20 protein-coding genes and 1 pseudogene are annotated in these 22,335 nt (G+C 71.5%); 5 read left to right on the top strand and 16 right to left on the bottom strand.

Going from position 1 to position 22,335, the window contains the following annotated elements:
* Positions 1–103: 103 nt before the first annotated feature.
* Positions 104–309, top strand: a pseudogene (locus BU198_RS00305) (transposase); the annotation flags it as partial.
* A 553-nt stretch (positions 310–862) separates the two neighbouring features.
* Here BU198_RS00305 and BU198_RS41685 read toward each other — a convergent pair.
* Positions 863–4,012 (bottom strand): hypothetical protein, encoded by a 3,150-nt coding sequence (locus tag BU198_RS41685; RefSeq protein ID WP_223243701.1) that lies wholly within the window; start codon positions 4,010–4,012, stop codon positions 863–865.
* Positions 4,013–4,741: 729 nt separating this feature from the next.
* Between BU198_RS41685 and BU198_RS00295 the strand changes: the two genes are divergently transcribed.
* Together BU198_RS00295 and BU198_RS00290 are read left to right on the top strand one after the other, a co-directional pair.
* A complete protein-coding gene (locus tag BU198_RS00295; RefSeq protein ID WP_188294746.1) occupies positions 4,742–5,353 on the top strand; it encodes a hypothetical protein in 612 nt (203 codons plus the stop codon).
* 70 nt (positions 5,354–5,423) lie between these two features.
* On the top strand, positions 5,424–6,245 hold the full coding sequence (locus BU198_RS00290) for a hypothetical protein (RefSeq protein WP_188294745.1): 822 nt from the start codon (positions 5,424–5,426) through the stop codon (positions 6,243–6,245).
* A gap of 58 nt (positions 6,246–6,303) precedes the next feature.
* On the opposite strand, the gene hypE is transcribed toward BU198_RS00290, so the two are convergent.
* The 15 genes from hypE to BU198_RS00220 form a co-directional block, all read right to left on the bottom strand.
* A complete protein-coding gene (gene hypE / locus BU198_RS00285; protein WP_223243708.1) occupies positions 6,304–7,377 on the bottom strand; it encodes a hydrogenase expression/formation protein HypE in 1,074 nt (357 codons plus the stop codon).
* A 91-nt stretch (positions 7,378–7,468) separates the two neighbouring features.
* On the bottom strand, positions 7,469–8,602 hold the full coding sequence (hypD, locus tag BU198_RS00280) for a hydrogenase formation protein HypD (protein ID WP_188294744.1): 1,134 nt from the start codon (positions 8,600–8,602) through the stop codon (positions 7,469–7,471).
* Positions 8,599–8,889 carry a HypC/HybG/HupF family hydrogenase formation chaperone gene (locus BU198_RS00275; RefSeq protein WP_188294743.1) on the bottom strand — a complete coding sequence of 97 codons (291 nt, stop codon included), beginning with the start codon at positions 8,887–8,889 and terminating at the stop codon, positions 8,599–8,601. The genes hypD and BU198_RS00275 overlap by 4 nt, the downstream gene beginning before the upstream one ends.
* A 6-nt stretch (positions 8,890–8,895) precedes the next feature.
* Entirely contained in the window at positions 8,896–11,208 is a 2,313-nt protein-coding gene (hypF, locus tag BU198_RS00270) for a carbamoyltransferase HypF (protein WP_188294742.1), read from the bottom strand.
* Entirely contained in the window at positions 11,205–12,038 is an 834-nt protein-coding gene (gene hypB / locus BU198_RS00265) for a hydrogenase nickel incorporation protein HypB (protein WP_188294741.1), read from the bottom strand. Before hypB ends, hypF begins: the two co-directional genes overlap by 4 nt.
* A gap of 5 nt (positions 12,039–12,043) precedes the next feature.
* Positions 12,044–12,424, bottom strand: a complete 381-nt coding sequence (hypA, locus tag BU198_RS00260; protein WP_188294740.1) for a hydrogenase maturation nickel metallochaperone HypA — start codon at positions 12,422–12,424, stop codon at positions 12,044–12,046.
* 172 nt (positions 12,425–12,596) lie between these two features.
* Positions 12,597–12,701: a DUF6893 family small protein gene (locus tag BU198_RS44150; RefSeq protein WP_380354177.1), complete on the bottom strand. Its 105-nt coding sequence runs from the start codon at positions 12,699–12,701 to the stop codon at positions 12,597–12,599.
* A complete protein-coding gene (locus BU198_RS00255; protein WP_188294739.1) occupies positions 12,695–13,204 on the bottom strand; it encodes a hydrogenase maturation protease in 510 nt (169 codons plus the stop codon). The genes BU198_RS44150 and BU198_RS00255 overlap by 7 nt, the downstream gene beginning before the upstream one ends.
* Positions 13,201–14,643: a hypothetical protein gene (locus tag BU198_RS00250; RefSeq protein WP_317619887.1), complete on the bottom strand. Its 1,443-nt coding sequence runs from the start codon at positions 14,641–14,643 to the stop codon at positions 13,201–13,203. The genes BU198_RS00255 and BU198_RS00250 overlap by 4 nt, the downstream gene beginning before the upstream one ends.
* Positions 14,640–15,284 carry a DUF6084 family protein gene (locus BU198_RS00245; protein ID WP_188294738.1) on the bottom strand — a complete coding sequence of 215 codons (645 nt, stop codon included), beginning with the start codon at positions 15,282–15,284 and terminating at the stop codon, positions 14,640–14,642. The genes BU198_RS00250 and BU198_RS00245 overlap by 4 nt, the downstream gene beginning before the upstream one ends.
* Positions 15,281–15,928, bottom strand: a complete 648-nt coding sequence (locus tag BU198_RS00240; RefSeq protein ID WP_223243700.1) for a DUF5947 family protein — start codon at positions 15,926–15,928, stop codon at positions 15,281–15,283. Before BU198_RS00240 ends, BU198_RS00245 begins: the two co-directional genes overlap by 4 nt.
* Positions 15,925–16,392 carry a thioredoxin gene (locus tag BU198_RS00235; protein ID WP_188294737.1) on the bottom strand — a complete coding sequence of 156 codons (468 nt, stop codon included), beginning with the start codon at positions 16,390–16,392 and terminating at the stop codon, positions 15,925–15,927. Before BU198_RS00235 ends, BU198_RS00240 begins: the two co-directional genes overlap by 4 nt.
* Positions 16,389–18,176, bottom strand: coding sequence for a nickel-dependent hydrogenase large subunit (locus tag BU198_RS00230; protein WP_188294736.1), 1,788 nt, complete (start codon positions 18,174–18,176; stop codon positions 16,389–16,391). Before BU198_RS00230 ends, BU198_RS00235 begins: the two co-directional genes overlap by 4 nt.
* 124 nt (positions 18,177–18,300) lie before the next feature.
* A complete protein-coding gene (locus BU198_RS00225) occupies positions 18,301–19,365 on the bottom strand; it encodes a hydrogenase expression protein HypE (protein WP_188294735.1) in 1,065 nt (354 codons plus the stop codon).
* A 133-nt stretch (positions 19,366–19,498) separates the two neighbouring features.
* Positions 19,499–21,187 (bottom strand): enoyl-CoA hydratase-related protein, encoded by a 1,689-nt coding sequence (locus tag BU198_RS00220; RefSeq protein ID WP_188294734.1) that lies wholly within the window; start codon positions 21,185–21,187, stop codon positions 19,499–19,501.
* 146 nt (positions 21,188–21,333) lie between these two features.
* Between BU198_RS00220 and BU198_RS00215 the strand changes: the two genes are divergently transcribed.
* Both BU198_RS00215 and BU198_RS00210 read left to right on the top strand, forming a co-directional pair.
* Positions 21,334–21,765, top strand: coding sequence for a GNAT family N-acetyltransferase (locus tag BU198_RS00215; RefSeq protein WP_188294733.1), 432 nt, complete (start codon positions 21,334–21,336; stop codon positions 21,763–21,765).
* A gap of 76 nt (positions 21,766–21,841) precedes the next feature.
* Complete coding sequence (locus BU198_RS00210) at positions 21,842–22,300, top strand: hypothetical protein (RefSeq protein WP_188294732.1); 459 nt, start codon at positions 21,842–21,844, stop codon at positions 22,298–22,300.
* Positions 22,301–22,335: the final 35 nt, after the last annotated feature.

Here is a 22,335-nt window from a genome sequence, read left to right as displayed (position 1 = left end):
TGCACGGCTCTTCGGCTCGGCCACGGTATTGGCCTGGGTGGAGCTCGACGCGGGCGCATCCATCAGCGTCATCCCAAGCCAGGACGTCAACCTCGTCGGCAACCCCCGCCTCTACGGCACCGCCATGGTCCGCCCCTGGGACCGCCTGCACCCGCGGCTGACCAATCGGTCCGCCGGAGTGGTGGATGCGGGACCCTGCTGGTGATCGAGGGCACCATGATCCGCCTGGAGGTCGACCACCTGCCCAGCGGGGCGATCCCGAAGCCGGTATGGCTGTGGTGGTCCGGCACCGACGCCACCGCCGACGACAATGGTGCACCATCGCTCCACGCTCTGGACCAGGAACGGTCTGTGGGGCCGGGTGCGGCGGGTAGTGCCGGAGCGCCTGGTCGCCGCAGATGTGTTGGACGTGTCATGGGTGATCGTCGATGCGGTGCACATCCGCATGGAAAGGGGGACCACACACCAGCCGCAGCCCCGTCGACCGTGGCACGCGGTGTTCTGGAGGTTCCTGCCGGTGCCGCGGACAATCGAACTCTGCCTCATGTCCCCACTCAGGGCGGCGCCAAGGGCGTGGGCCGAACTCGCGCACAGGACCGTTGTGGGCGAGGAGAGCGGCAGTGTGGGCTGCCGAGTTTCACCTGCGGAACACAGGTCACACTTGTTGCCGCAGGGCCTGGGGGGAGCGTCGGAATGTTCGGGGTGGGGAGGCCGGCGCCCGAATAGCCCTCGTGGCGCCGAGACAGTTGGAGCCAGCCTGCCACTCATGGTAGGCCACCAACCTCATCGCATGGCGCAGAGGCCGTCGATCGAACCGCTGGTCCGATGCTTCCCCAATGCAAGGAAACGACCACGACCCACCTTACTGGGTATTCTCGCTGCCCCTTCCTCGTGCAGCGATTCGAACGCTGGACCTGAGATCATTTCGCAGTTGCTCCCGAACCTGAAGGACTGCTGCTCTCCGCTCCTCAGGGACCATGGAGACTTCCTGCGCCAGCACACGGCGTACCCTGTAATTTGCATCAGCCTCGAGCCGCAGCAAAGTCCCCGGATACCGGCTCGGGTACCGCGCGCACAGCACGGCGGCGAGCTGCCGGACGTTCACATGGCTGTGAATCGACAAGAGATCGGCGTCGATGTCGCTGGTAGAAGATTCAGGAAGGCCGACCAACACAAGGGTGGAATCCTGCACATCACCCTTGTCATCGCTGTGCAGCATGTTCAGCGCATACTCTCGGACCCAGAGGTGCTGATCCCCCGTTGAAACAGCGGCAGCAGCGAGCCGTAGTCCACAGCCGCGTAACGAGCCCGATCCCATGTTCATCTTGAATGAACTAAGTGGATGCGGTTCCCTCTCCCACTCGTCGAAGCGGCTTCCGCCCCCCGTACCGAGAACACAGCTTTTGGCCACGGCAAACGCATCACTGGTTTCCAACTCCTTATCGAGCACAAGGTTGCGCGCCGCGATCAATGCCTCCCGCCTGTTGGAAGCCATTTCACGTGAGTCTTCAGCGACTGCAAGCAACTTGGCCAAGCATCTGTTTCGATCATCAGCACCAAGACCGGACACTAGGGACGAATCAGAAACCAGTGCGGTCCCGAACTCCACCCGATTCGGATCAGGGGGCGGGCGATTCAGGATACGGTCCATCGCTTCTTGCCTGCGAAAGAGCACCTCCGAACTGTCAGGGTCGAACTCATCATGAATCAGCGGAACCAGATAATGTCCGCACCCGGAGAGATCCCGCAGACGCACATCAAGTGCCTGACGGATCTCCGCAGGAAGAATCTCGTACCTGCCCGATAGATGAGGCCCCATACGCTGAATCGACGGAGCCCCAAGCAAGCTCAGCACGCGGATATCTAAGATCAATTCGAGCGCATGGTCTACACCTTGATCCGCCAGATCGAACAAACGCATCAAGGCAGTCACGGTGAGATCCGGGTGCGCTCCCGCAATCTCGACACAAGCATCAGCGTGCACCTTGTCCGTATCTCGGCCCTGATGTTCCGAGCGCCGCACATCGGCAGCTAGCAAGTCCAGGAGCGCCGCCGCCTGTGCCGACGTGCCACGGCCGGCCAGGGCACAAGCACTCTTCGCTGCCTGGGCTGTCAGCGTCAGGCGAGGCGATTCACTGAGCTCGCCCCGCCTTCCCCGAGCCGCAAGTTCCACCAGCTGGCCCAGGAACGTTGAAGCAGAGGCATCATCGATTAGATCCGCCTGCGCAGCGATGAGTGTGACTCCAGTGTTCAGCACCCACCAGGGGGCCGCGCTGAAGTCCGGCAATGGCAGCAGCAAGTCCCCTGCACCCTCTGCCAAATCCACGGTCTTTTCCGGCCTGCCCGCCCGCTGATAGTAGCGAGCGGCCAGCCCAGGCTCGGAGTTGTCACGGTAGAGATCGCCGAGGAATGCGAGTGCGTCGTTTTCGGACTGCCAGCTTGCAGTCACAACGCTGTCTGCGAGCCAGCGCCGGGTTGCATGGACGGCATCGATCACATTTCCGCTGACATGAGCCGACATCGCACGTTCCCGTGGATTGCGTACACGGTTCAACAGACGTGAGGTGCCTGTTCCTCGTAGGGCCTGAGCCAGCCTGTGGTCGTCGTCCAAATCTGCCCAGTTCCCATATTTAGCGTTCAATGCCCGGGTAGCGTAAAGCCAGTCGGCCGCCTCTTCGGACATGCCAGCGAGGATTCCGTCATGAATTGCTTCCCGCCAGTGCTCGAGCGCCTCGTCCACGATCCCTTCCAGGCAGCATCGGCGCGCCTCCCGCGCGTTGATGAGCGCCCGGAACCGCCCCTCGATCCGACGCATCTTCGCCGTATGCAGGAGCCGTCGACGTTCCTCTGGACTGTATTCCGCCCGAACGAGGCGCAAGCGCAGCACGATATCCTCGTCCGTCGAATGTCGCTCAGCCTGAGCAATGGCAGCTGCGAGGAGCCTGTCCAACCCATCGATAGTGTCAGGCTGGGTAGCCAGCAGCAATTCTGCGAGGTGCAGGACTATCGCCGGCCGATGGATACTGTCCATATCAGCCCCGGACTCAAGTTCGGCACGGAGGCCGGCCCACTCCCCTAGCGGATGAAGATCACCTCTGACAGCGGCTTCGACCAGCCGGGCGTGACGCGCAACGTCCGTCGCTCCTTCGGAGTCGCTCGTTCGGGCCTCTTGGACCAGGTTCTGGAGCATGAACGACAGTCGCCTGGGTTCATGCCAGTCCCCGTGATGAAGGGCGAGGACGGCAAGGCGAGCGGCAAGTTCAGCTGTCTCCTCGAGTCGGCCCCCCATACGGAGAGCATCTAGTTGCTTGTTCCGCAGGACGATCGCATGACCACGGAATCCAACCTCGGTCAGGCGATCTGCCAACTCGCCGTACAACTCGGCAGACGCGCCCGGATGGGCCTCAAGCTTTCTGTCGGCCTCGCGCAGAATCGGCCTCACGTCACTGGTGTCGAGCGGGCCGAGAAGGATCCGGTCGGCCTGCTCCTGGCGGTCGGTCGGTGGTGTCGGCACCCCAGGCAGAGGGGACCCCGAACAGAATGTCTCAGCCGTCTCACGGGTCCAGAAGCGGGCCACCACATCCGCTCGGTACCGGAGGTATTCATTGATCTGCTCAGCGCCCCACAAATCCAGATCGACCGCAGGGTATTGCTTCTGAAGAGCTGCGAGGTCGTCAGCAACCTGCGTTGTCTGTGTCTCTGCCGACGTGGCGACAATCAGCCTCACCGCACCGAACGGACGCCTCCCACTCGCAAACAGCTCGACTGCAGCACGCAGGTCACCTGCGGTGAACCTCCGGTAGTCCTTGCACTGCACTACCGTGTAGCTGCCGTCGGGCTCCCTCCCAGCAAGGTCAATGCCGTGCTGGGCCTGTCCCTGGACTCCGTACCGACGGAACTTGACACCGCGAAGGCCGCGCGCGCCGCTCACGACCGCCAGCAACAGCTTTTCGAACCGATCCCATCCGATTGCCAGGTCGAGATCTTCACCGGGTGGGCAGTTCCCGGGCACGCCAGGACCGGGCGGTTCCCTAAGGTTGGGATCTGTCCAGGGAAAAGCCCACTGGTCTGCATCCGGGCTAGCCGAAGCAGGTCCGCCTGCGGGTTCAAGGAGATCGCCCATCCGAGAAGTATGCTCCGTCGCCCGTCCCTCTCGGAACGGCTTCGGCACTCCTGCCGCACGGACCGCGCGCAGCTCCCCCGGAACTTGTCGGCTCCAGCCGGCGAGTCCCACCGAAAGAGTCTGACCATGCGGGCAGACAGAGAGCGCGGCCTGTCGAGGGCTACCGGGAACTCAACCCGGTAGGTTTCGAGCTCATGGCTTCCTCCGAGCCCTGAATGTGCCCTGCCCACCAGTCGCAGTTCCTCCGGAGGAGACCGCGCGTTCGCGCGGAGGGGGTTCGAACGAAGCCTGGCGCCAGGCGAGTTCACGGGCCGGGCACCGGCCACAGGGTACGTCGCGCAGACAGTGCCTTGGCGCGGAACAGCTTGCCGGTGGGTATTCATGCCGATATTCATCCGGCCGACAAGCCGGGCGGCCGATTCGAGACCCGGCGGGTGGGTGAGGACTCCGGCTGACCAGAGCGCGACGAAGGCCGGCCGGGCCCGCGGTCCATGCCCGTGACCGTGGGTGATGACGCTTCTGGGCTCACCGGGATTGCCGTACACGAAGGGGCCCGGAACGCTGGGACCGGGGAGGGAGTCCAGGGGGAAGCACCCGGAAGATCAGGAGTCCCCACACATGTCCCCGAAGAGGATCGCCGCCGTCGCCGCGGGCATCGCCGGCGCCGTCGTGCTGGCGACCGTCGCCTACGCGGGCGCGCCCGTCACCCTGAACATGGCCACCGGCAGCGCCGACTGCACCGTCTCGTGGACGAAGGACGGCGTCACCTTCAAGCCCCTCACGCCCGGCAGCAGTGCCTCGGCCTTCCTGGACAAGGACGCCACCGGCACGGTCACCATCGACCTCACCGCCGTCGGCAACCCCGTCACCCTGGCGAACTCCGTCTACATCCGGACGGCGGCCAAGGGCGGCTTCAGCCTGACCGACGCCTCCGGCCACTACGTCCAGGCCACGAACCTCGAAGGCAGCCTCTCCGGCGACAGCACCTTCGTCGTCCAGACCAGCAGCGACCCCGCGGGCACCCGCATCCCCGTCTACGACATCCCCACCCGGCCCCAGATCACCCCCGACGTGCAGTCCCTGGTCCCGCCCCGGGTCGACCTCGCGCTCTCCGACATCCGGATGATCGTCCTGCCGGAGTTCGCCACCGTGATGAACCAGACCTTCGGCGACGGCACCATCCAGCCCGGCGACCAGCTCGGCACCTGCACCGCCCAGACCACGTCCTGACCGCCCGGCGGCCGGCGCGGGCACGGCCCCCGGTAGATTCGCTCCCCCACCACCGACCGAGGGAGCGCCCGTGCCCGACCGGCCCAGCCTGCTGTACGTGACGGACCTGGCCTACCCGGCCCGGGGGCGGCGGTACGGCGACGAGGACGTCTTCCTCACCTCCCGGCTGCGGGAGTGGTTCGACCTGGCCCTGTGCCACCCGCTCGACGCCCGGGCCCTGATGGGGCGCTTCGACGCCGTCGTGGTGCGTAACAGCGGGCCGGTGCTGCACTACCGGGAGGAGTACGCCCGCTTCCGGGCCCGGGCCCTGGCCGACGGCGTGCGGGTCTACAACCCGCTGACCGGGCGGGGTGACATGGCAGGGAAGCGGTACCTGCTGGAACTCACCGAGCAGGGCCACCCGGTCATACCGACCGTCGACCGGCCGCAGGACCTCGGCCGGCTGCCCGCCGCCGACCGCTACGCCGTCAAGCCCAAGGAGGGCGCTGACAGCATCGGCCTGCGGTTCCTCACCCGCCGGGAGCTGGACGGTCTCGAATGGGGCGAGGTGCTGGTCCAGCCGCGGATCGACTTCCGCTACGAGGTCTCGTTCTACTTCGTGGACGACGCCTTCCAGTACGCCCTCCACGCGCCCGACCCGGCCCTGCGCTGGGTGCTGGAGCCGTACGAGCCGAGCGCGGCCGACCTGGAGTTCGCGCGCGGCTTCGTCGGCTGGAACACGCTCGCCCACGGGATCCAGCGGGTCGACGCCTGCCGGGCGCCGGACGGGCGGCTGCTCCTGGTCGAGCTGGAGGACCTCAACCCGTACCTGTCCCTCGACCTGGTCGCCGACGAGGTCAGGGAGGGCTTCGTCGGAGCGATGTCGCGGTCGCTGCGCCGCTTCCTGGGGTGACCCCGCCGACGCGCCGCCCCGGGAGGCCTCTCCCGGGGCGGCGCGAACAGCAGGGGCGTCAGCAGATCCTTGGCAGCTGCTCGCCGATCGGCAGGTCGACCACCCGGGTGCCGCCGAAGCCGGTGCGGGCGACAACCATCCCGGGGTGGTCGGCGACGCACTCGCCGATCACCACCGACTCCGCACCGTCCGGGTGGGCGCGCATCGCGGCGAGCACCGCGTCCGCCGAGGTGCGCGGGACGAAGGCGACCAGCCTGCCCTCGTTGGCGATGTACATCGGGTCCAGCCCCAGCACGGCGCACGCGTTGGCCACCGGCTCGGGGACGGGGACGGCGCGTTCGCTGAGCACGACGCCGACGCTGGCCGCCGTCGCGATCTCGTTGAGCGACGCCGCCAGGCCGCCCCTGGTGGGGTCGCGCAGCACGTGCAGGTCGGCGGTGGCGGCGAGCATCGCCTCGACCAGGCCGCCGAGCGGGGCGGTGTCGCTGCGCACTTCGACGCCGAACTCCAGGCCCTCCCGGACGCTCATGATCGCCACCCCGTGCAGCCCGATCGGCCCGCTGACGATCACCACGTCACCGGGTACGGCGCGCTGCGGCCGGATGTCGACGCCGGCCGGGACGAGCCCGAGGCCGGCGGTGTTCAGGTAGACGCCGTCGCCGTGCCCGGCCTCGACCACCTTGGTGTCGCCGGTGGCGATCTCGACCCCGGCGGTGCGGGCGGCGGCGCCGATCGCCCGGGCGACCCGGTCCACCACCGCCATCTCCACCCCCTCCTCCAGGATGAAGCCGCAGGACAGGTAGGCCGCCCTGGCCCCGCTCATGGCGAGGTCGTTGACCGTGCCGTTGACCGCGAGGTCGCCGATGCAGCCGCCGGGGAAGAACAGCGGCCGCACCACGTAGGAGTCGGTGGAGAAGGCCAGCCGGGCGCCGCCCAGTTCCAGGACGGCGGAGTCGCCGAGCCCGGCGAGCACCGGACCGCCGAAGGCCGGCGCGAAGAGGCTCTGCACCAGTTCGGCGGACAGCGCCCCGCCGCCGCCGTGGCCCATCACCACCCGGGGGTGGTCGCGCAGCGGCAGCGGGCAGCTCCACCCGGAGAAGTCGGGCTGCTCGAAGGACCGCTCGGAGGGCAGTTCGGAGGGCCGTTCGGCAGGCCGCTCGGCGGGCGATCGGCCCGGCGCCCCACCAGGCAGGTCGGTGAGCAGTTCGGTGACCAGGTCGATGTCAGCCAACGCGAGTCGCCTCCTGGGCCTGGACGGACGTACCCGGCGCACCCAGCCGACGGTACAGGTAGTACGCGGCGCACGCCCCCTCGCTGGAGACCATCGTGGCGCCGAGCGGTGTGCGCGGTGTGCAGAGCGTGCCGAAGGCCTCGCACTGGTGGGGCTTCAGCAGCCCCTGCAGCACCTCGCCGCTGCGGCACTCGGCGGGCTCGCGGGTGGTGATCCCGGAGACGTCGAAGCGGTGCTCGGCGTCGTGGTCCCGGTAGCGCGGCGAGAGCCGCCAGCCGCTCCGCGGGATCATGCCGATGCCCCGCCAGGAGCGGTCGGCCACTTCGAAGACGTCCTCCAGCATGGCGCGGGCCGCCGGGTTGCCCTCGGCCCGTACGGCCCGCGGGTAGGCGTTGTCGACGGTGTGCTCGCCGCGCTCCAGCTGCCGTACGGTCCGCCGGATGCCCTCCAGGATGTCCAGCGGTTCGAAGCCGGTGACGACGATCGGCACCCGGTGGCGCTCCGCCAGCGCCGGGTACTCGGCGGTGCCCATCACGCTGCACACGTGCCCGGCGGCGAGGAAGCCCTGGACCCGGCAGTCCGGGGAGTCCATGATCGCCTCGATCGCGGGAGGCACCCGGACGTGCGAGACCAGCATGCTGAAGTTGCGCAGGCCCTGCTTTCGGGCCAGGTGGACGGCCATGGCGTTCGGCGGGGCGGTGGTCTCGAAGCCGATGCCGAAGAAGACCACCTCCCGGTCCGGGTTCTCCCGGGCGATCCGCAGGGCGTCGAGCGGCGAGTACACCACCCGGACGTCGCCGCCCTCGCCGCGGACCCGGAACAGGTCCCGGTCGGTGCCCGGCACCCGCAGCATGTCCCCGAAGGAGCAGAAGATCACCCCCGGCCGGGCCGCGATCGCCAGCGCCCGGTCGATCACCTCCAGCGGGGTGACGCACACCGGGCAGCCCGGGCCATGGATCAACTCGACCTCGTCCGGCAGCAGTTGGTCGATGGCATGCCGGATGATGCTGTGCGTCTGGCCGCCGCAGACCTCCATCAGCGCCCACGGCCGGGTGACCGTCGCCCTGATGTCGGCGATCAGCCCGGCCGCCAGCTCGGGGTTGCGGAACTCCTCCAGGTACTTCACCGTCCGGCCTCCTCGACCCCGTCGACCCCCGCGGCTTCCCACGGGTCGCCGAACTCCTCCTGCAACAGCCCGAGTTCCTCGAAGAGGGCGAGGGTGCGCCGGGCCGACTCCTCGTCCAGCCGTTGCAGCGCGAAGCCCACGTGGACGATCGCGTACTCACCCACCGCGAGGTCCGGCAGGTACTCCAGGCAGACGTCCTTGACCACGCCGCCGAAGTCCATCACCGCCATCCGGGCTCCGTCCCGTTCACCGATCTCCGTCACCCTGCCGGGCACAGCCAGGCACATCCGCTCTCACTCCTCCCGGGTGGCCGACGACCTGGCGGCCACCATCAGCTGGCCGAGTGCCAGCCCTCCGTCATTGGGCGGCACCCGGCGGTGCCGCAGTACGGTGAAGCCGTCCTCCCGGAGGCCGCCCGCGCAGGCCGAGGAGAGCAGCGCGTTCGCGAAGACGCCGCCGCTGAGCGCGACCGTGGCGGTGCCGTACCGGCTCCGGGCGGCCGTGCAGATCCGCCGGACCAGGCCGGCCACCGCGCCGTGGAAGCGGGCGGCGACCAGCCCGGCGGGGGCGCCCGCGGTCACGTCGGCCACCACCGCGGCGAGTACCGGCCCGGGGTCGGCGGTCCAGCCGTCCGCCCGCGCCGGCAGGCCGAACCGGTAGCCGTCCGCCCGGCCGAACTCGCAGGCCGCCGCCTCCAGTTCGATCGCCGCCTGGGCCTCGTAGCCGGACCGCTGGCAGATCCCCGCGAGCGAGGACACCGCGTCGAAGAGCCGCCCCATCCCGGAGGTCGGCACGCAGTTCAGCCCTCGCTCCAACTGGCGCCCCAACAGCCGTAGTTCATGCTCACCACAGGCCCGGACCGGCGGCAGTCCCGACGTCCACGGCAGCCCGGCAGCCCGCAGGTGCGCCAGCGCCGTGCGGTACGGGCGCTCGACGGCCGCGTCCCCGCCCGGCAGCGGCACGTAGCCGAGGTGGGCGAGGCGGCGGAACCCGTCGTAGTCGGCCAGCAGCACCTCGCCGCCCCAGATCGCGCCGTCCTCGCCGTAGCCGGTGCCGTCGAAGGCCACGCCGAGCACCGGACGGCCGCCGTCCAGGCCGTGTTCGGCCATCACCGCGGCGATGTGGGCGTGGTGGTGCTGGACCCGGTGCACCGGCCGGCCGGCGGCGGTCCGCTCGGCGTGCCGGACCGAGCGGTAGCCGGGGTGCCGGTCGGCGACCAGCAGCTCGGGCCGCACCCCGCTGACGGTGCCGAGCTGCTGCACCGCCCGGTCGAAGGCCCGCAGCGTGGCCAGGTCGTCCATGTCGCCGATGTGGCCCGACAGCCAGGCGTAGCCGCCCTTGGCCAGCGCGAAGGTGTTCTTGAGGTCGCCGCCGACCGCCAGCACCGGGCGGACGGGCACCGGCAGCGGGATCGGCAGCGGCGCGTAGCCGCGCGAGCGGCGCAGCGGCAGCTGCTCCCCGTCCACCACCCGCACCACCGAGTCCTCGCACGGGACGTGGATCGGCCGGTCGTGGGTGAGCCAGCCGTCGACCAGCGGGGCCAGCCGGTCCAGCGCCTCCCGGTCGTCGGTGACGATCGGCTCGCCGGAGAGGTTGGCGCTGGTCATCACCAGCAGGTCGGGCCCGGGAGCGGCCAGCAGCAGCTGGTGCAGCGGCGTGTACGGGAGCATCACCCCGAGGTCGGGGCTGCCCGGTGCCACGGCCTCGGGGATCGGCCGGCCGGTGCGGCGCAGCAGGACGATCGGCCGGGCCTGGCCGGTGAGCAGTTCCCGTTCGACCGGGTCGACGGGCAGCAGGGCCTCGACGGTGGCGAGGTCGCGGGCCATCACGGCGAAGGGCTTGGCGCGGCGCCGCTTGCGCCGGCGCAGCAGGGCGACGGCCGTGGTGTCGCGGGCGTCGCAGGCGAGGTGGTAGCCGCCGAGGCCCTTGACGGCGAGGATCGCACCGTCGGCGAGCAGCCGCCGGGCTTCCGAGAGGGCCTGTTCCCCGCCCAGTGCGGGGCGTCCCGGCACGGTCAGGGCGAGGGTGGGCCCGCAGGCGTGGCAGGCGACGGGCTGGGCGTGGAAGCGGCGGTCGGCGGGGTCGGTGTACTCCCGGGCGCAGTCCGGGCACATCGGGAAGCCGGCCATGGTGGTGTTGGCCCGGTCGTACGGCAGGCCGGTCACGATGGTGTGCCGGGGGCCGCAGTTGGTGCAGCTGATGAACGGGTGGCGGTGGCGGCGGTCGGCCGGGTCGGCGAGTTCGGCGAGGCAGTCGGCGCAGGTCGCGGTGTCGGGTGGGATCAGGGTGGCGCGCGGGCCGTCGGGGCGGGACGGGAGGATCCGGAAGCCGGTGGCGCCGGTGGCGGTGAGCGGGGTGTGTTCCACCGAGTCCACCTGGGCGAGCGGCGGGGCGTCGCCGGCCACCCGCCGGCAGAAGGCCTCCAGGGCGTCGCGGCTGCCCTCGATCTCAGCGAGGACGCCCTCGCCGGTGTTGGTGACGGTGCCGGCCAGACCGAGTTCGCCGGCAAGCGTGTGGACGAACGGCCGGAAGCCGACGCCCTGGACCAGGCCGCGGACGGCGACCCGGCGCCGTTCGCGGTCGAGCCCGGGGTGACCGGCCGTCACGCGTTCTCCCCCACCGCGGAGTGCCCGTGGTGATGACCGTGCTCAGGCCGGTGCGCGTGGTCGTGTGTGTGGTCGTGCCCATGGCCCTGCGTGTGCCCGTCACCGTGCTCGTGCCCGTCATCGTGCTCGTGCGAGTGCGGCGGCGCCGCGGCCATCACCGGCCGGTGCGGCTGCGCCCCGTCCAGGACGGCCAGCGCCCGGTCCAGCAGCGCCCCGACGCCCTCGCCGGTGCGGGCGGAGGTCTTCAGCACCTCCACCCCGGGGTTCACCCGCCGGACGTTGGCCAGGAACGCCGGCTCGTCGAACTCGGCCGCCGCGGCGAGGTCCGTCTTGGTCACCAGCACCAGGTTGGCCAGCCCGAAGGCCGTCGGGTACTTGAGCGGCTTGTCCTCGCCCTCGGTGACGGAGGCCAGCACCACCCGCAGCGTCTCGCCGAGGTCGTAGGAGGCCGGGCAGACCAGGTTGCCGACGTTCTCCACAAACAGCAGCCGGCACTCCGGCGGCAGCCAGCCGTCCAAGTGCCCGGCGAGCATCCGGGCCTCCAGGTGGCAGAGCCCGTCGGTGAGCACCTGCTTGACCGGTGCGCCCGAACGGGCCAGCCGTCGCGCGTCGTTCTCAGTGGCGAGGTCGGCGGTCAGCGCGGCGACCGCCACCCCGCGCCGCCGGGCCAGCCCCAACTCGGCCTCCAGCAGGGCGGTCTTGCCGCTGCCGGGGCTGGACAGCAGGTTCACCGAGGCCGTCCCCCGCGCGGCCAGGGCCGTCCGCAGGGCGCGGGCGCTGTCGTCGTTGCGGGCGAGGACCGCCTGACGGAGGTCGACCGTGCGGCACATCGGTATCAGCCTTTCTGTTCGGCCGGGACGCCGGCTCTCTGCGACCACTCGACGTCGAGGATCTGCAACTCGCGCCCGGACAGCAGCTCGACGCCGCCGCCTCCCGAGCAGCTCGGGCAGCCGAGGTCCGGCGGCATGCCGACCGCCCACTCGACCGCACAGGGGGTGCAGCGGGCCCGGGCCGCGACGGACTCGGTGTCCAGCGCCGCGCCCGCCACCAGGGTTCCGGTGCAGGCCAGTTCGAAGCAGAAGTCGAGGGCCTCGGGCACCACACCGGCCAACTCGCCCACCCGCAGCCGTACCCGTGCCACTCCCGGGGCGCCGTGCTCGCGCGCGGCCGCGTCCACCTGCTCGACGACGGCTTCGGCGATCGACATCTCGTGCATGGATCCCCAATCGGTGCGAGGCGCGCGGGGCGAGGCAAGAAGGGCGAGGAATGGAGAGCGAGCGGGGCAGGGCGGGGGGCAGCGGCCCCCATTACAGGGCCCGGTGGCGGCATCGGCCCGAAGCCGCGCCGCCACCGGGTGCGGGGCTGCGCCGTTCGCAGCAGTCCGCGGCTCACATCCGGGAGATGTGCAGGTACCGCTTGATGTCCGGCAGGCTCTGCCAGACCAGTGCGCCGATCCCGGCCAGCAGGGCGACGCAGAACAGTTTCCTCAGCATGGTGTCGTCTCCTTCTCCGGCTGCGCGGCCTCGTCCACGACCCGCAGGACCACTCGGACCGCCTCCTCCACGGCGGCGGCGACGGGCTCGCTCAGCCCGATCCCTTCCTCCAGCGAGGCCGGCTCGCAGCCGACCACCAGTACCCGTGCGGGCGGCTCTCCGCCGGTGCCGGCGGCGAGCGTGGCGAGCAGCGCCAGCACCGCGTCCGGCCCCATCCGGTGGCCGTCCAGGACCGGCACCTCCGGCGGCCGTTCGGCGGCCGGCTCGATCAGGTAGACCGTGCCGGGCGCACCGCCGCGGCAGGTGGCGTCCACCAGGACGGCGGTGTGGTGGCCGTCGAGCAGGCGGTAGGCGAGGTCCACCCCGCGCACGCCGACGTCGACCACCTCCACACCGGGCGGCAGCGGGTGGACGGACAGCCGCCGTACGGTCTCGACCCCGAAGCCGTCGTCGCCGAGGAAGACGTTGCCCACCCCGGCGACCAGCACCGTCCGACGCGTCACGGCCCCTCCAGCGGAACGGCCCCGGCAACGGTCCCGACACCGGACCCGGAAACGGTCCCGGGAGCAGCCCCGGGAACGGCCCCGTCCAGCGGCGTGACCTCGTCGGGCTGGAAGTAGCGGAAGCGCCCCTGCGCCCGCCACAGGTCGGCGCCCGGGTCGTCCTCCACCGTGACGGCCAGGTGCACCGAGCCGTCGAGGTCGTGCAGCACCGCCTCCACCACGCCGGTACGCCCGTCCAGGAAGAGGTCCTGGGCGTCGGTGCGCCGGCGGCCCGGCCGCAGCAGCACCCGGCTGCCGGCGCCGACCTCGTGGCCGTCGACCAGCACCCGGTCCCGCTCCGGGTCGACTGCGGGGTCGTCGCCCGGATCCCACCAGGGCTGGTCCGCGCCGGCGGCACCGGTGACCTCGCGCAGTCCGCGGATGGCGCCGTGCAGCCGCTCCAGCACCTCGGGCGGCATGGACTCGGCCAGGTCGATGACCGCGCCCGCCCTCTCGTCGGTGCCCCTGGCCTCGCGTTTCTCCTCCTCGGTCAGGGCCGCCGTGCGCAGCGCCAGGATCTCGTCGATCTCGGTGGCGTCGTACAGGGTGCCGAGGCTCTCGGGGGCGATCCGCGGGTGGTCCTCCAGGATGATCGGCGAGGAGAGCACGACCCGGCGTTCGCCGTCCGGCCCTGCCAGCACCGGCCAGGTGCGCTCGTTGCGGCAGCGCTCGACGGCGGGGCGGGCCCACTCGGGCGGGTCGGTGACGGACAGGAAGCGTCCGTGCTCCAGTCCGAGCAGCAGGTGGGCGGAGACCAGTGAGCGCGGCAGCGCCTGGTCGCGGGTGGCCCGCCGGGGCGGCATCCAGGCGGAGGTGTTCTCCACCTCCACGGTGAGCCGCTGCGCCCGGTACGGGCCCGGCAGTTCCTCGGCGCGCAGCCAGACCAGGCCGTCGACCTGTTCGCGCCGCCGCACCAGTCGGCCGACGACGGCGCCGTGTTCGTGCACCAGCCCGGTCTCCCCTATACCCGGCAGCCGGAACGGCCGTTGCACCCCGTCGCCCGCCAACTCCTCGACGGGCACGATGAGTTCGATCCGCTCCTCGACGCCCTCGTCCCACTCGACGAGGTCCCGGTCGGCCAGTTCCAGCCTCTCCACGGACTCGAAGCCGACGGCGGTGGCCTTCTCGACGGTGCGCCGCTGGACCCGCAGGAAGCGCAGTTCGACCGCCAGCACGTCGCCCTCGCGCGCCTCCATCAGGCACTCGGTGCGCTGGTGGGAGTGCTCGCCACCCTGGGCGGTGTACTCGGGCGGCACCAGGACGCCGAACTGCCAGCGCAGCCGGTTCTTGGCCGCCGAGGCGCGGTACGGGTAGAGCACGTAGCCCTCCAGCAGCACCGCGTCGGCGATCTGCCGGGCGGCCGCGAAGCCCTGCTCGATCCGCTCGGGGTAGCCGCTCACCGGGCCGTCCCCTCGATGGCCGCCGTCGTGAGCAGCTCGCGCACGGTCGCCTCCCAGGAGGGCAGGGCCCGCCGGGAGCGGTAGGCCAGCAGTTCGTCCATCACGTCGTCCGGCAGCCGCAGCCAGCCGCAGCCGGGGAAGTGCCGGTCGATCGCCTCCCGCCAGACGCGCACCGGCATCCGCACCCTGGTTTCCCGGTCCCAGGGCACCGGGCTGACCTGGAAGCCGCCGGGGCCGGCGAAGGCGGTGCCGGAGAAGAGCAGCAGCAGGGGCACCTCGCCGCCGTCCAGTGCCCGGAAGTAGCGGGCCGAGGCCACCTCCTGGTCGTAGGTGCACGGCACCGTGAGGTCGATCTCGGTGTCGCCGGTGAAGCCGGGCACCAGCAGCGGCACGGTGGCGAACTGGATCGGGTTGAGCGTGGTCGCCCAGCGCTCCCGTCCGCCGAACAGGTCGGTGAGCCGTTCGCCCTCGGTGTCGCCGTACGGCCGGCGGCCGGGTTCGATCCGCAGCTGGCACTGGAGGGCGAGGGCGTGCACCCGGGTGTCGGCCGGGGCCGTGATGCGCAGCCGGAAGACCAGGGCCGGCCCGGCCGCGTACGGGTCGGAACGCACGCCGGTGCAGGCGAAGCCGAGGGCCGTCACGCCGTCACCGCCGTGGGCAGCGGGCGGGCCAGGGCGGCCAACTTGGCGAAGAACTCGTCGAGTTCGGCCCGTGCCTCGGCGCCGCCGTCGAAGCCGTGCCAGCACCGGCGCAGCCGGCCGACCAGTTCGTAGCAGACGTCGATCGGCACCAGGAGGCAGGTGACGTTCTCCCCGGTGCGGCGCAGCAGCAGCGCCTCGACGTCCGGTTCCAGGGTGGCGGCCAGCCGGCTGCCGCCGAGGGCGCGCTGCCAGGTGTCCTCGTCCAGCTCGCTCTCGGTGGCGCCGGCCGGGCCCGGGTAGAAGGCGAGCAGCTGGTCCAGCACGGTGTTGCGGAACAGGAAGGCGGTGCCGACCGGGATGCCCAGCGCCGACCAGGCTCGCTGGTCCAACTCCCCCTCGGGGTCGGTGAGGTAGCGGTCCGGTACGGTGCGGTAGCGGCCGCCGGCCGCGCCCGGCTGCCGGAACAGCAGGCCGCAGGCGGTGCAGGCGCAGGCCAGGGCGCGTTCCTCGACGTCCACCAGGTGGCGGTGGCCGGCCGGGAGGTCCCGGCCGCAGAAGGCGCACTGCTCGGGGCGCGGCGGGGCCGGTTCGCGCAGCCGTTGCAGCAGGGCGGTGCCGTCGCGGGAGATCCGGCGGGTGTTCATCGCACCTCCGCGGCCGGCTGCGGGCGGGTGCCGATCTGGAGCAGCTGCGGGGCGCGTTCCAGCTCGACGGCCGTCACCTCGGGTGCGTGGCAGGCGAGGGCGGCCTCCACGTCCTGTTCGCCGCAGCCGCAGCCGGTGGCCGTGCGGCGCAGTCGCAGGGTGCCGGTGGCCGGGTCGAAGCCGGTCACCTCGACCCGCTCGGGCAGGTTGGCGAGGGCCCGGTCGATCCTGGCGGTGAGGTCCTCTGGGTGCAGGTCGTGCAGGAGCAGCAGTCCGGCGACGGCCGGGTCGTCCAGCATCCGGCCCAGGGCGGGCGGGGGCAGCGCCGGGACCAGCCTGGCCAGGCCCTGACCGTAGAACTCCATGAGTTCGCGGACCAGTTGCTCGCCCGCCTGCTCGGCTCCGGTGTCGGTGAGGGCGTCCAGGGCCTGCTGGATCCGCAGGCCGGTCTGCTCGGCCGTCATGCGGTGAGTCCGCTCAGGCCGGTGGGCACGTGCATGGTCTGCACGGTGCGCCCGCCGCCGACGTACATGTGCACGCCGCAGGGCAGACAGGGGTCGAAGCTGCGCACCGCGCGCATGATGTCGATGCCCTTGAACGTCTCCGGGGGGTTCTCCTCGAAGATCGGGGTGTTCTGCACGGCGTCCTCGTACGGTCCCGGGGTGCCATAGCTGTCGCGGACGCTGGCGTTCCACGGGGTGGGCGGGTACGGGTGGTAGTTGGCGATCTTGCCGTCGCGGATCACCATGTGGTGCGAGAGCACGCCGCGCACGGCCTCGGTGAAGCCGCAGCCGATCGACTCGTCCGGCACCTCGAAGCGCTCCCAGGTCTGGCTGCGCCCGGCGCGGACCTCGTCGAGGGCCTTCTCGGCGAAGTGCAGGGCGCAGGCGGCCGCGTAGGCCTGGAAGTAGGTGCGGGCGCGGTTGCGCTCGATGGCGTTGCTCCACTGCGGGATCTTCCACTCGAAGGTGACCTCGGGCTTGGTCATCGAGCGGGGCAGGTTGATCTGCACGCTGTGGCCGGTGGCCTTGACGTAGCCGATGTCGACCAGCCCGGACAGGGCGGTGGACCACAGGCGGGCGATCGGGCCGCCGCCGGTGTCGAGGGCGAGGTGGTCCTTGCCGTCGAACCAGCGCGGGGACATCACCCAGCTGTACTTGTCGTCGAAGTCGCGTTTCTGCGGGGCGGGGATGGTGTGCTGGTTCCACGGGTGCCGGGGGTCGACGGGGTTGCCGAGCGGGTCGTGGGTGACGAACAGGTCCTTGCCTTGCCAGTCCTCGTAGTAGGAGCTCCCGAGCAGGATGCGGATGCCGAGGTTGATCTCCGTCAGGTCGTTGGTGACGAGCTTGCCGTCCACCACGACGCCGGGGGTGACGAACATCCGCCGGCCCCAGTCGGTCATGTTGCGGTACGTGAAGTCGCAGTGGTCGGGGTCGTTGAGGCTGCCCCAGCAGCCGAGCAGGACCCGGCGCCGGCCGACCTCCTCGTAGCCGGGCAGGGCCTCGTAGAAGAAGTCGAAGAGGTCGTCGTGCAGCGGTACGACCTTCTTCATGAACTCGACGTAGCGCATCAGCCGGGTCAGGTAGTCGGTGAACAGCTGCACCGTGGCGACCGTGCCGACGCCGCCAGGGTAGAGCGTGGAGGGGTGCACGTGGCGGCCCTCCATCAGGCAGAACATCTCCCGGGTGTACCGGCTGACCTGGAGCGCCTCGCGGTAGAACTCGCCCTCGATCGGGTTGAGCGAGCGCATGATGTCGGCGATCGTCCGGTACCCGTGGTCGGCGGCGTGCGGGGCCTCGGTGCGCTCGGCCTGTTCCAGGACCCCGGGGTTGGTCTCGCGGACCATCCGCTCGCAGTAGTCGACCCCGACCAGGTTCTCCTGGAAGATGTTGTGGTCGAACATGTACTCGGCGGCCTCGCCGAGGTTGATGATCCACTCGCCGAGGTGCGGAGGCTTCACCCCGTACGCCATGTTCTGGGTGTAGACGGAACAGGTGGCGTGGTTGTCGCCGCAGATCCCGCAGATCCGGCTGGTGATGAAGTGGGCGTCGCGCGGGTCCTTGCCGCGCATGAAGACGCTGTAGCCGCGGAAGACCGAGGAGGTGCTGTAGCACTCCGCGACCCGCTTCTGCTTGAAGTCGATCTTCGTGTGGATGCCCAGACTGCCCACGATCCGGGTGATCGGGTCCCACGACATCTCGGTCAGGCCGCTGCCGTCGCCGGCCGCCCTGGTGGTCGGTGTTGCCATCGTGTCTGTCGTGTCCTTGTCTGCGAGCGGGGTCTGTGCGAGCGGGGGTCTGTGCGACCGGGGTCGGCGAGCGGGCCTGGGTCGGCGGCGGGCCGCGCGCCCGACGGCGCGCGGCCCCGGGGCGTCACCAGGGCGGGCGGTAGCCCGTGGTCAGGTGGCGGCCGGTGTGGCGCCACCTGGGTTCCTTGTCCAGGGTCTTCAGCGTGATCGCGCGCAGCCGGCGGATCAGCGAGCCGTACGCGCTGCTGGCGTTGGTGGAGACCCGGGAGCCGGGCGGCGGGTCCATGAAGGGCATGAACTTGTCCGGGAAGCCCGGCATGGTGCAGGCGATGCAGATGCCGCCCACGTTCGGGCAGCCGCCGATGCCGTTGGTCCAGCCGCGCTTGGTGACGTTGCACTTCACGACCGGGCCCCAGCAGCCGAGCCGCACCAGGCACTCGGGCGTGCCGTAGTCGGTGGCGAACTGGCCCTGCTCGTAGTAGCCGCCGCGGTCGCAGCCCTCGTGGACGGTGGCGCCGAACAGCCAGGCGGGCCGCAGCTTGTCGTCGAGCGGGATCATCGGCGCGGAGCCGGCCAGCTGGTAGAGCAGGTAGGTGAGCGTCTCGGCGAAGTTGTCGGGCTGGATCGGGCAGCCCGGCACGCAGACGATCGGCAGCCCGGCCTTGGACTTCCAGTCCCAGCCCAGGTAGTCCGGCACGCCCATCGCGCCGGTCGGGTTGCCGGCCATCGCGTGGATGCCGCCGTACGTGGCGCAGGTGCCGATGGCCACCACGGCGGTCGCCTTGGGGGCGAGCCGGTCCAGCCACTCGCTGGTGGTGATGGGCTGGCCGGTGGCGGGGTCGTCGCCGAAGCCGCACCAGTAGCCCTCCTCCTTGATCTTCTCGTTGGGGATGGACCCCTCGACGACCAGCACGAACGGCTCGATCTCGCCGCGTTCGGCCCTGAAGAACCACTCGACGAAGTTGTCCGCGCCCTGGACCGGGCCGCACTCGAAGTCGATCAGCGGCCAGTGCACCGCGACCTTGGGCAGGCCGGGCAGGGCGCCGGTGACGATCTCCTCGATGCTCGGCTGCATCGCGGCGGTCAGCGAGACGGAGTCGCCGTCGCAGCTGAGGCCGGCGTTGATCCAGAGAATGTGCACCACGTCGGTGTCGGTCTGTTCAGCTGTGGCAGCTGTTGCAGCACCCATGAGGATGCCTCCTCGGGGATGGGAGCCGGACGTATTGGCTCGAATGCCAGTCATAGCAACGGCCGGGGCCGCGCGCCGGTCCGCGCGGCCCGGGCCGGCACCGGAGGAGGCAAGCCGGACGGGGCCGTTCGGGTCACGCTCGCGCCGCGGCCCCCGTCGCCACCGGGCGCTTGCGGACGAACGCGGATCGCAGCGCGTGGTACGGCGATTCGGGTGTGAAGAACTGCCGGTGCATCACCGCGAGCTCCTCCTCCCGGTAGGCGTCGAGCGGCTTGGCCCGCTCGTCGGCCTCCCGCGCGGCCTTCTTCGCCGCGATCCGCTGCTGGGTGGTGGGCGAGGCGGCGAGCAGCCCGGCCAGGTGGGCCGCGCCCGGCGCGAACTCCTCGGGGCCGCAGCCGAGCACCCGGTCGACCAGGCCGATCCGCTCGGCGGTGGCCGCGGACAGCGGCAGCGCCTGGTGGGTCAGCCGCTCGGCCGCCGCCGGGCCCACCCGGCGCGGGAGGGTGTACGTCCAGTACTCCGACCCGTACAGCCCCATCAGCCGGTAGTGCGGGTTGAGGACAGAGCCGCCGCGGCACCACACCTCGTCCGCGGCCAGCGCCAGCATCATCCCGCCGGCTGCCGCGTTGCCCCCGATCGCGGCGACCACCAGCCGGTCGGTGGTGGTGAGCACCGCGTCGACCAGCTCGTCCATCGCGGTGATGTTGTCCCAGGACTCGGTGGCCGGGTCCGGCGCGGCCTCGATGACGTTGAGGTGGATGCCGTTGGAGAAGAAGTCCCGGCCGCCGCCGAGCACCAGCACCGAGGTCGGGCGGGCGGCGGCGAAGCGGTACGCGGCCAGCAGCCGCCGGCAGTGGCCGGTGGACATCGCGCCGCCCGGGAACGAGAAGCGCAGGAGGCCCACCGGGCCGGCCTCGCGGTAGCGGATGTCCGACCAGACGGGGCCGTCCTGCTCCTCCGGCATCAGCGGCGCCGGGACCTCCGGCAGGGCCGGCAGCAGGCCGCCGAGCGCCGTCGCCGCCGGGAGCTTGACGCCCGCGGGGCCGCCGGGCGTGCGGCGGCGCAGTTCGGGGATCCACACCGCGCCGTCCACCGTCGCCCGGCACACCGCGCCGGCCCGGGTGGCGAGCAGCTCACCCGGGGCGCCGCGCAGCACCGGCTCGCGGTGCCCGCCGTGCAGGTACCACTCGCCGCCGCACAGCCGGTCGAGCACCCCGGGCCTGGAGTCCGCGGCACGGAGCCGGCGCAGCACCGCCTCGGTGGGCTCCGCCGTCCAGTCGATCCGGCGTTCCTCCTGACGCAGGACGGGCCGGGTGCGCACGGTGGCGCTCCAGCCGGGGCCGGACTGCTTTTGCGGCGGGTACGTGCCGGAGGCGAAGCGCTCCACGGCGAGCAGTGCGGCCGCCACCGCCGCGTCGGCGACCTCGTTGCGGTACAGGTCGCTCTTGCCGTACTCGGGCAGCAGGCAGGGCGCCCAGGCCCAGACCGGTCCGGCGTCCATCTCCGCCTCGGCCTGGAGCACCGTGACGCCCCATTCGGTGCGGCCCTCCTGGATCGCCCGGTCGAGTGAGGACGGGCCTCGGTCGCCCGGCGGTCCCGGGTGGACGATCAGGCAGGTCAGCCGCGTCCAGATGTCGCGCGGGATCGCCGTGCGCAGCATCGGGGCGAGCACCAGGTCGGGCCGCAGCCGGCGCACCGAGTCACGCAACTCCACGTCGTCACCGGCCAGTTGGAGGTCGACGGTGTGGCGCCGGTCGCGCAGTTCGGCGTGCAGCCGCTGGCTGAGGCTGTTGAACGCGCTGGCGAGGAGAAGAATCCGCATGTCCGCCTCCGATGGGGTGGGGCTCCGGGAACCCGGCGATCATCGCCTCCGTCCGAGCGACCCCCTGCTCCGTCCGGCATGTCGCACCGCGCGTTCACCCGAGCGGCCGGAACGGCACGGGCGCACCCATCGATAGAATGTAAGCCATGAACTCGATTGCTGACCCTTACGAACTACGCCCCGGTGCGCCCACCGTCGAGGTCTTCCGGCGCCTGCGCACCGACGCCGGCCTCTCCGACAAGGCCCCCGAGGCGGTCGCGCTCGCCCTGCCCAACACCTGGTACGGCGTGGTCCTCCATCACGCGGGCGAGCCGATCGGCATGGGCCGGATCATCGGCGACGGCGGCACCGCGTTCCAGATCACCGACATCTGCGTGCACCCCGCCCACCAGGGCCACGGCCTCGGCCGGCGCATCATGGCCGCGCTCACCGGGGAACTGGAACGCCGGGCGCCCGCCACCGCCTACGTCTCGCTGATCGCCGACGGCCCGGCGCGCTTCCTCTACGAGAAGTTCGGCTTCGCGGACACCGCCACCCACGGCTCGATCGGCATGTACCGCCTGATGGACGGCGGCTGACGGCCCCACCGGCGGCGATGTCGGTGGCGCCGTGTGTACTGGGGCCCGACCCGCTGTCCGACCCGGAGGTGCCGCCATGGCCCGTCTGTACGTCCGTTCCGGCCTCGACCCCGACGAGCCGGACGCCCCGGTGGCCGTCCTGGTCGCCGACCCCGACGGCACCCCCGGGGAGCAGGCCGTGGAACGGCTCGGCGGGAACTGCTACGAGGGCGACGAGGTCCTCTACCTGGTGCAGACCGACGGCTGGGCCGAGCACGCGTACGCCGACGGCCGGCTGACGGTCGGCATCGCCGTCCACCCGGCCGTGCTGGCACGGACGGAGAGCAGCCCGGCGGACTTCCCGCTGCGCTCGGCCGCCGACCCGGAGGCCCTCGTCGTCCTGCGCGCCGAGGCGGCCGTCGCCCCTGAGGTGGCCGCCCGGCTCTCCGAGGGCACGATGGTCCTCGTCGCCGCACCGGACACCCCGCTCGATGACCTCCTCGGCCCCGACGGCGACTGGCCGATGCTCCTCGCCCCGCCCCCGGCGCAGCCGTAGCCTGCCCGGACGGGCTCCACGGAGGGCGGTGCCGA

It is taken from the genome of Streptomyces sp. CBMA156 (genome assembly GCF_014596515.1).
Classification (GTDB): domain Bacteria; phylum Actinomycetota; class Actinomycetes; order Streptomycetales; family Streptomycetaceae; genus Kitasatospora.
The sequence above is the reverse complement of the archived record's forward strand: the minus strand, read 5'-3'. Positions and strand labels throughout refer to the sequence as shown.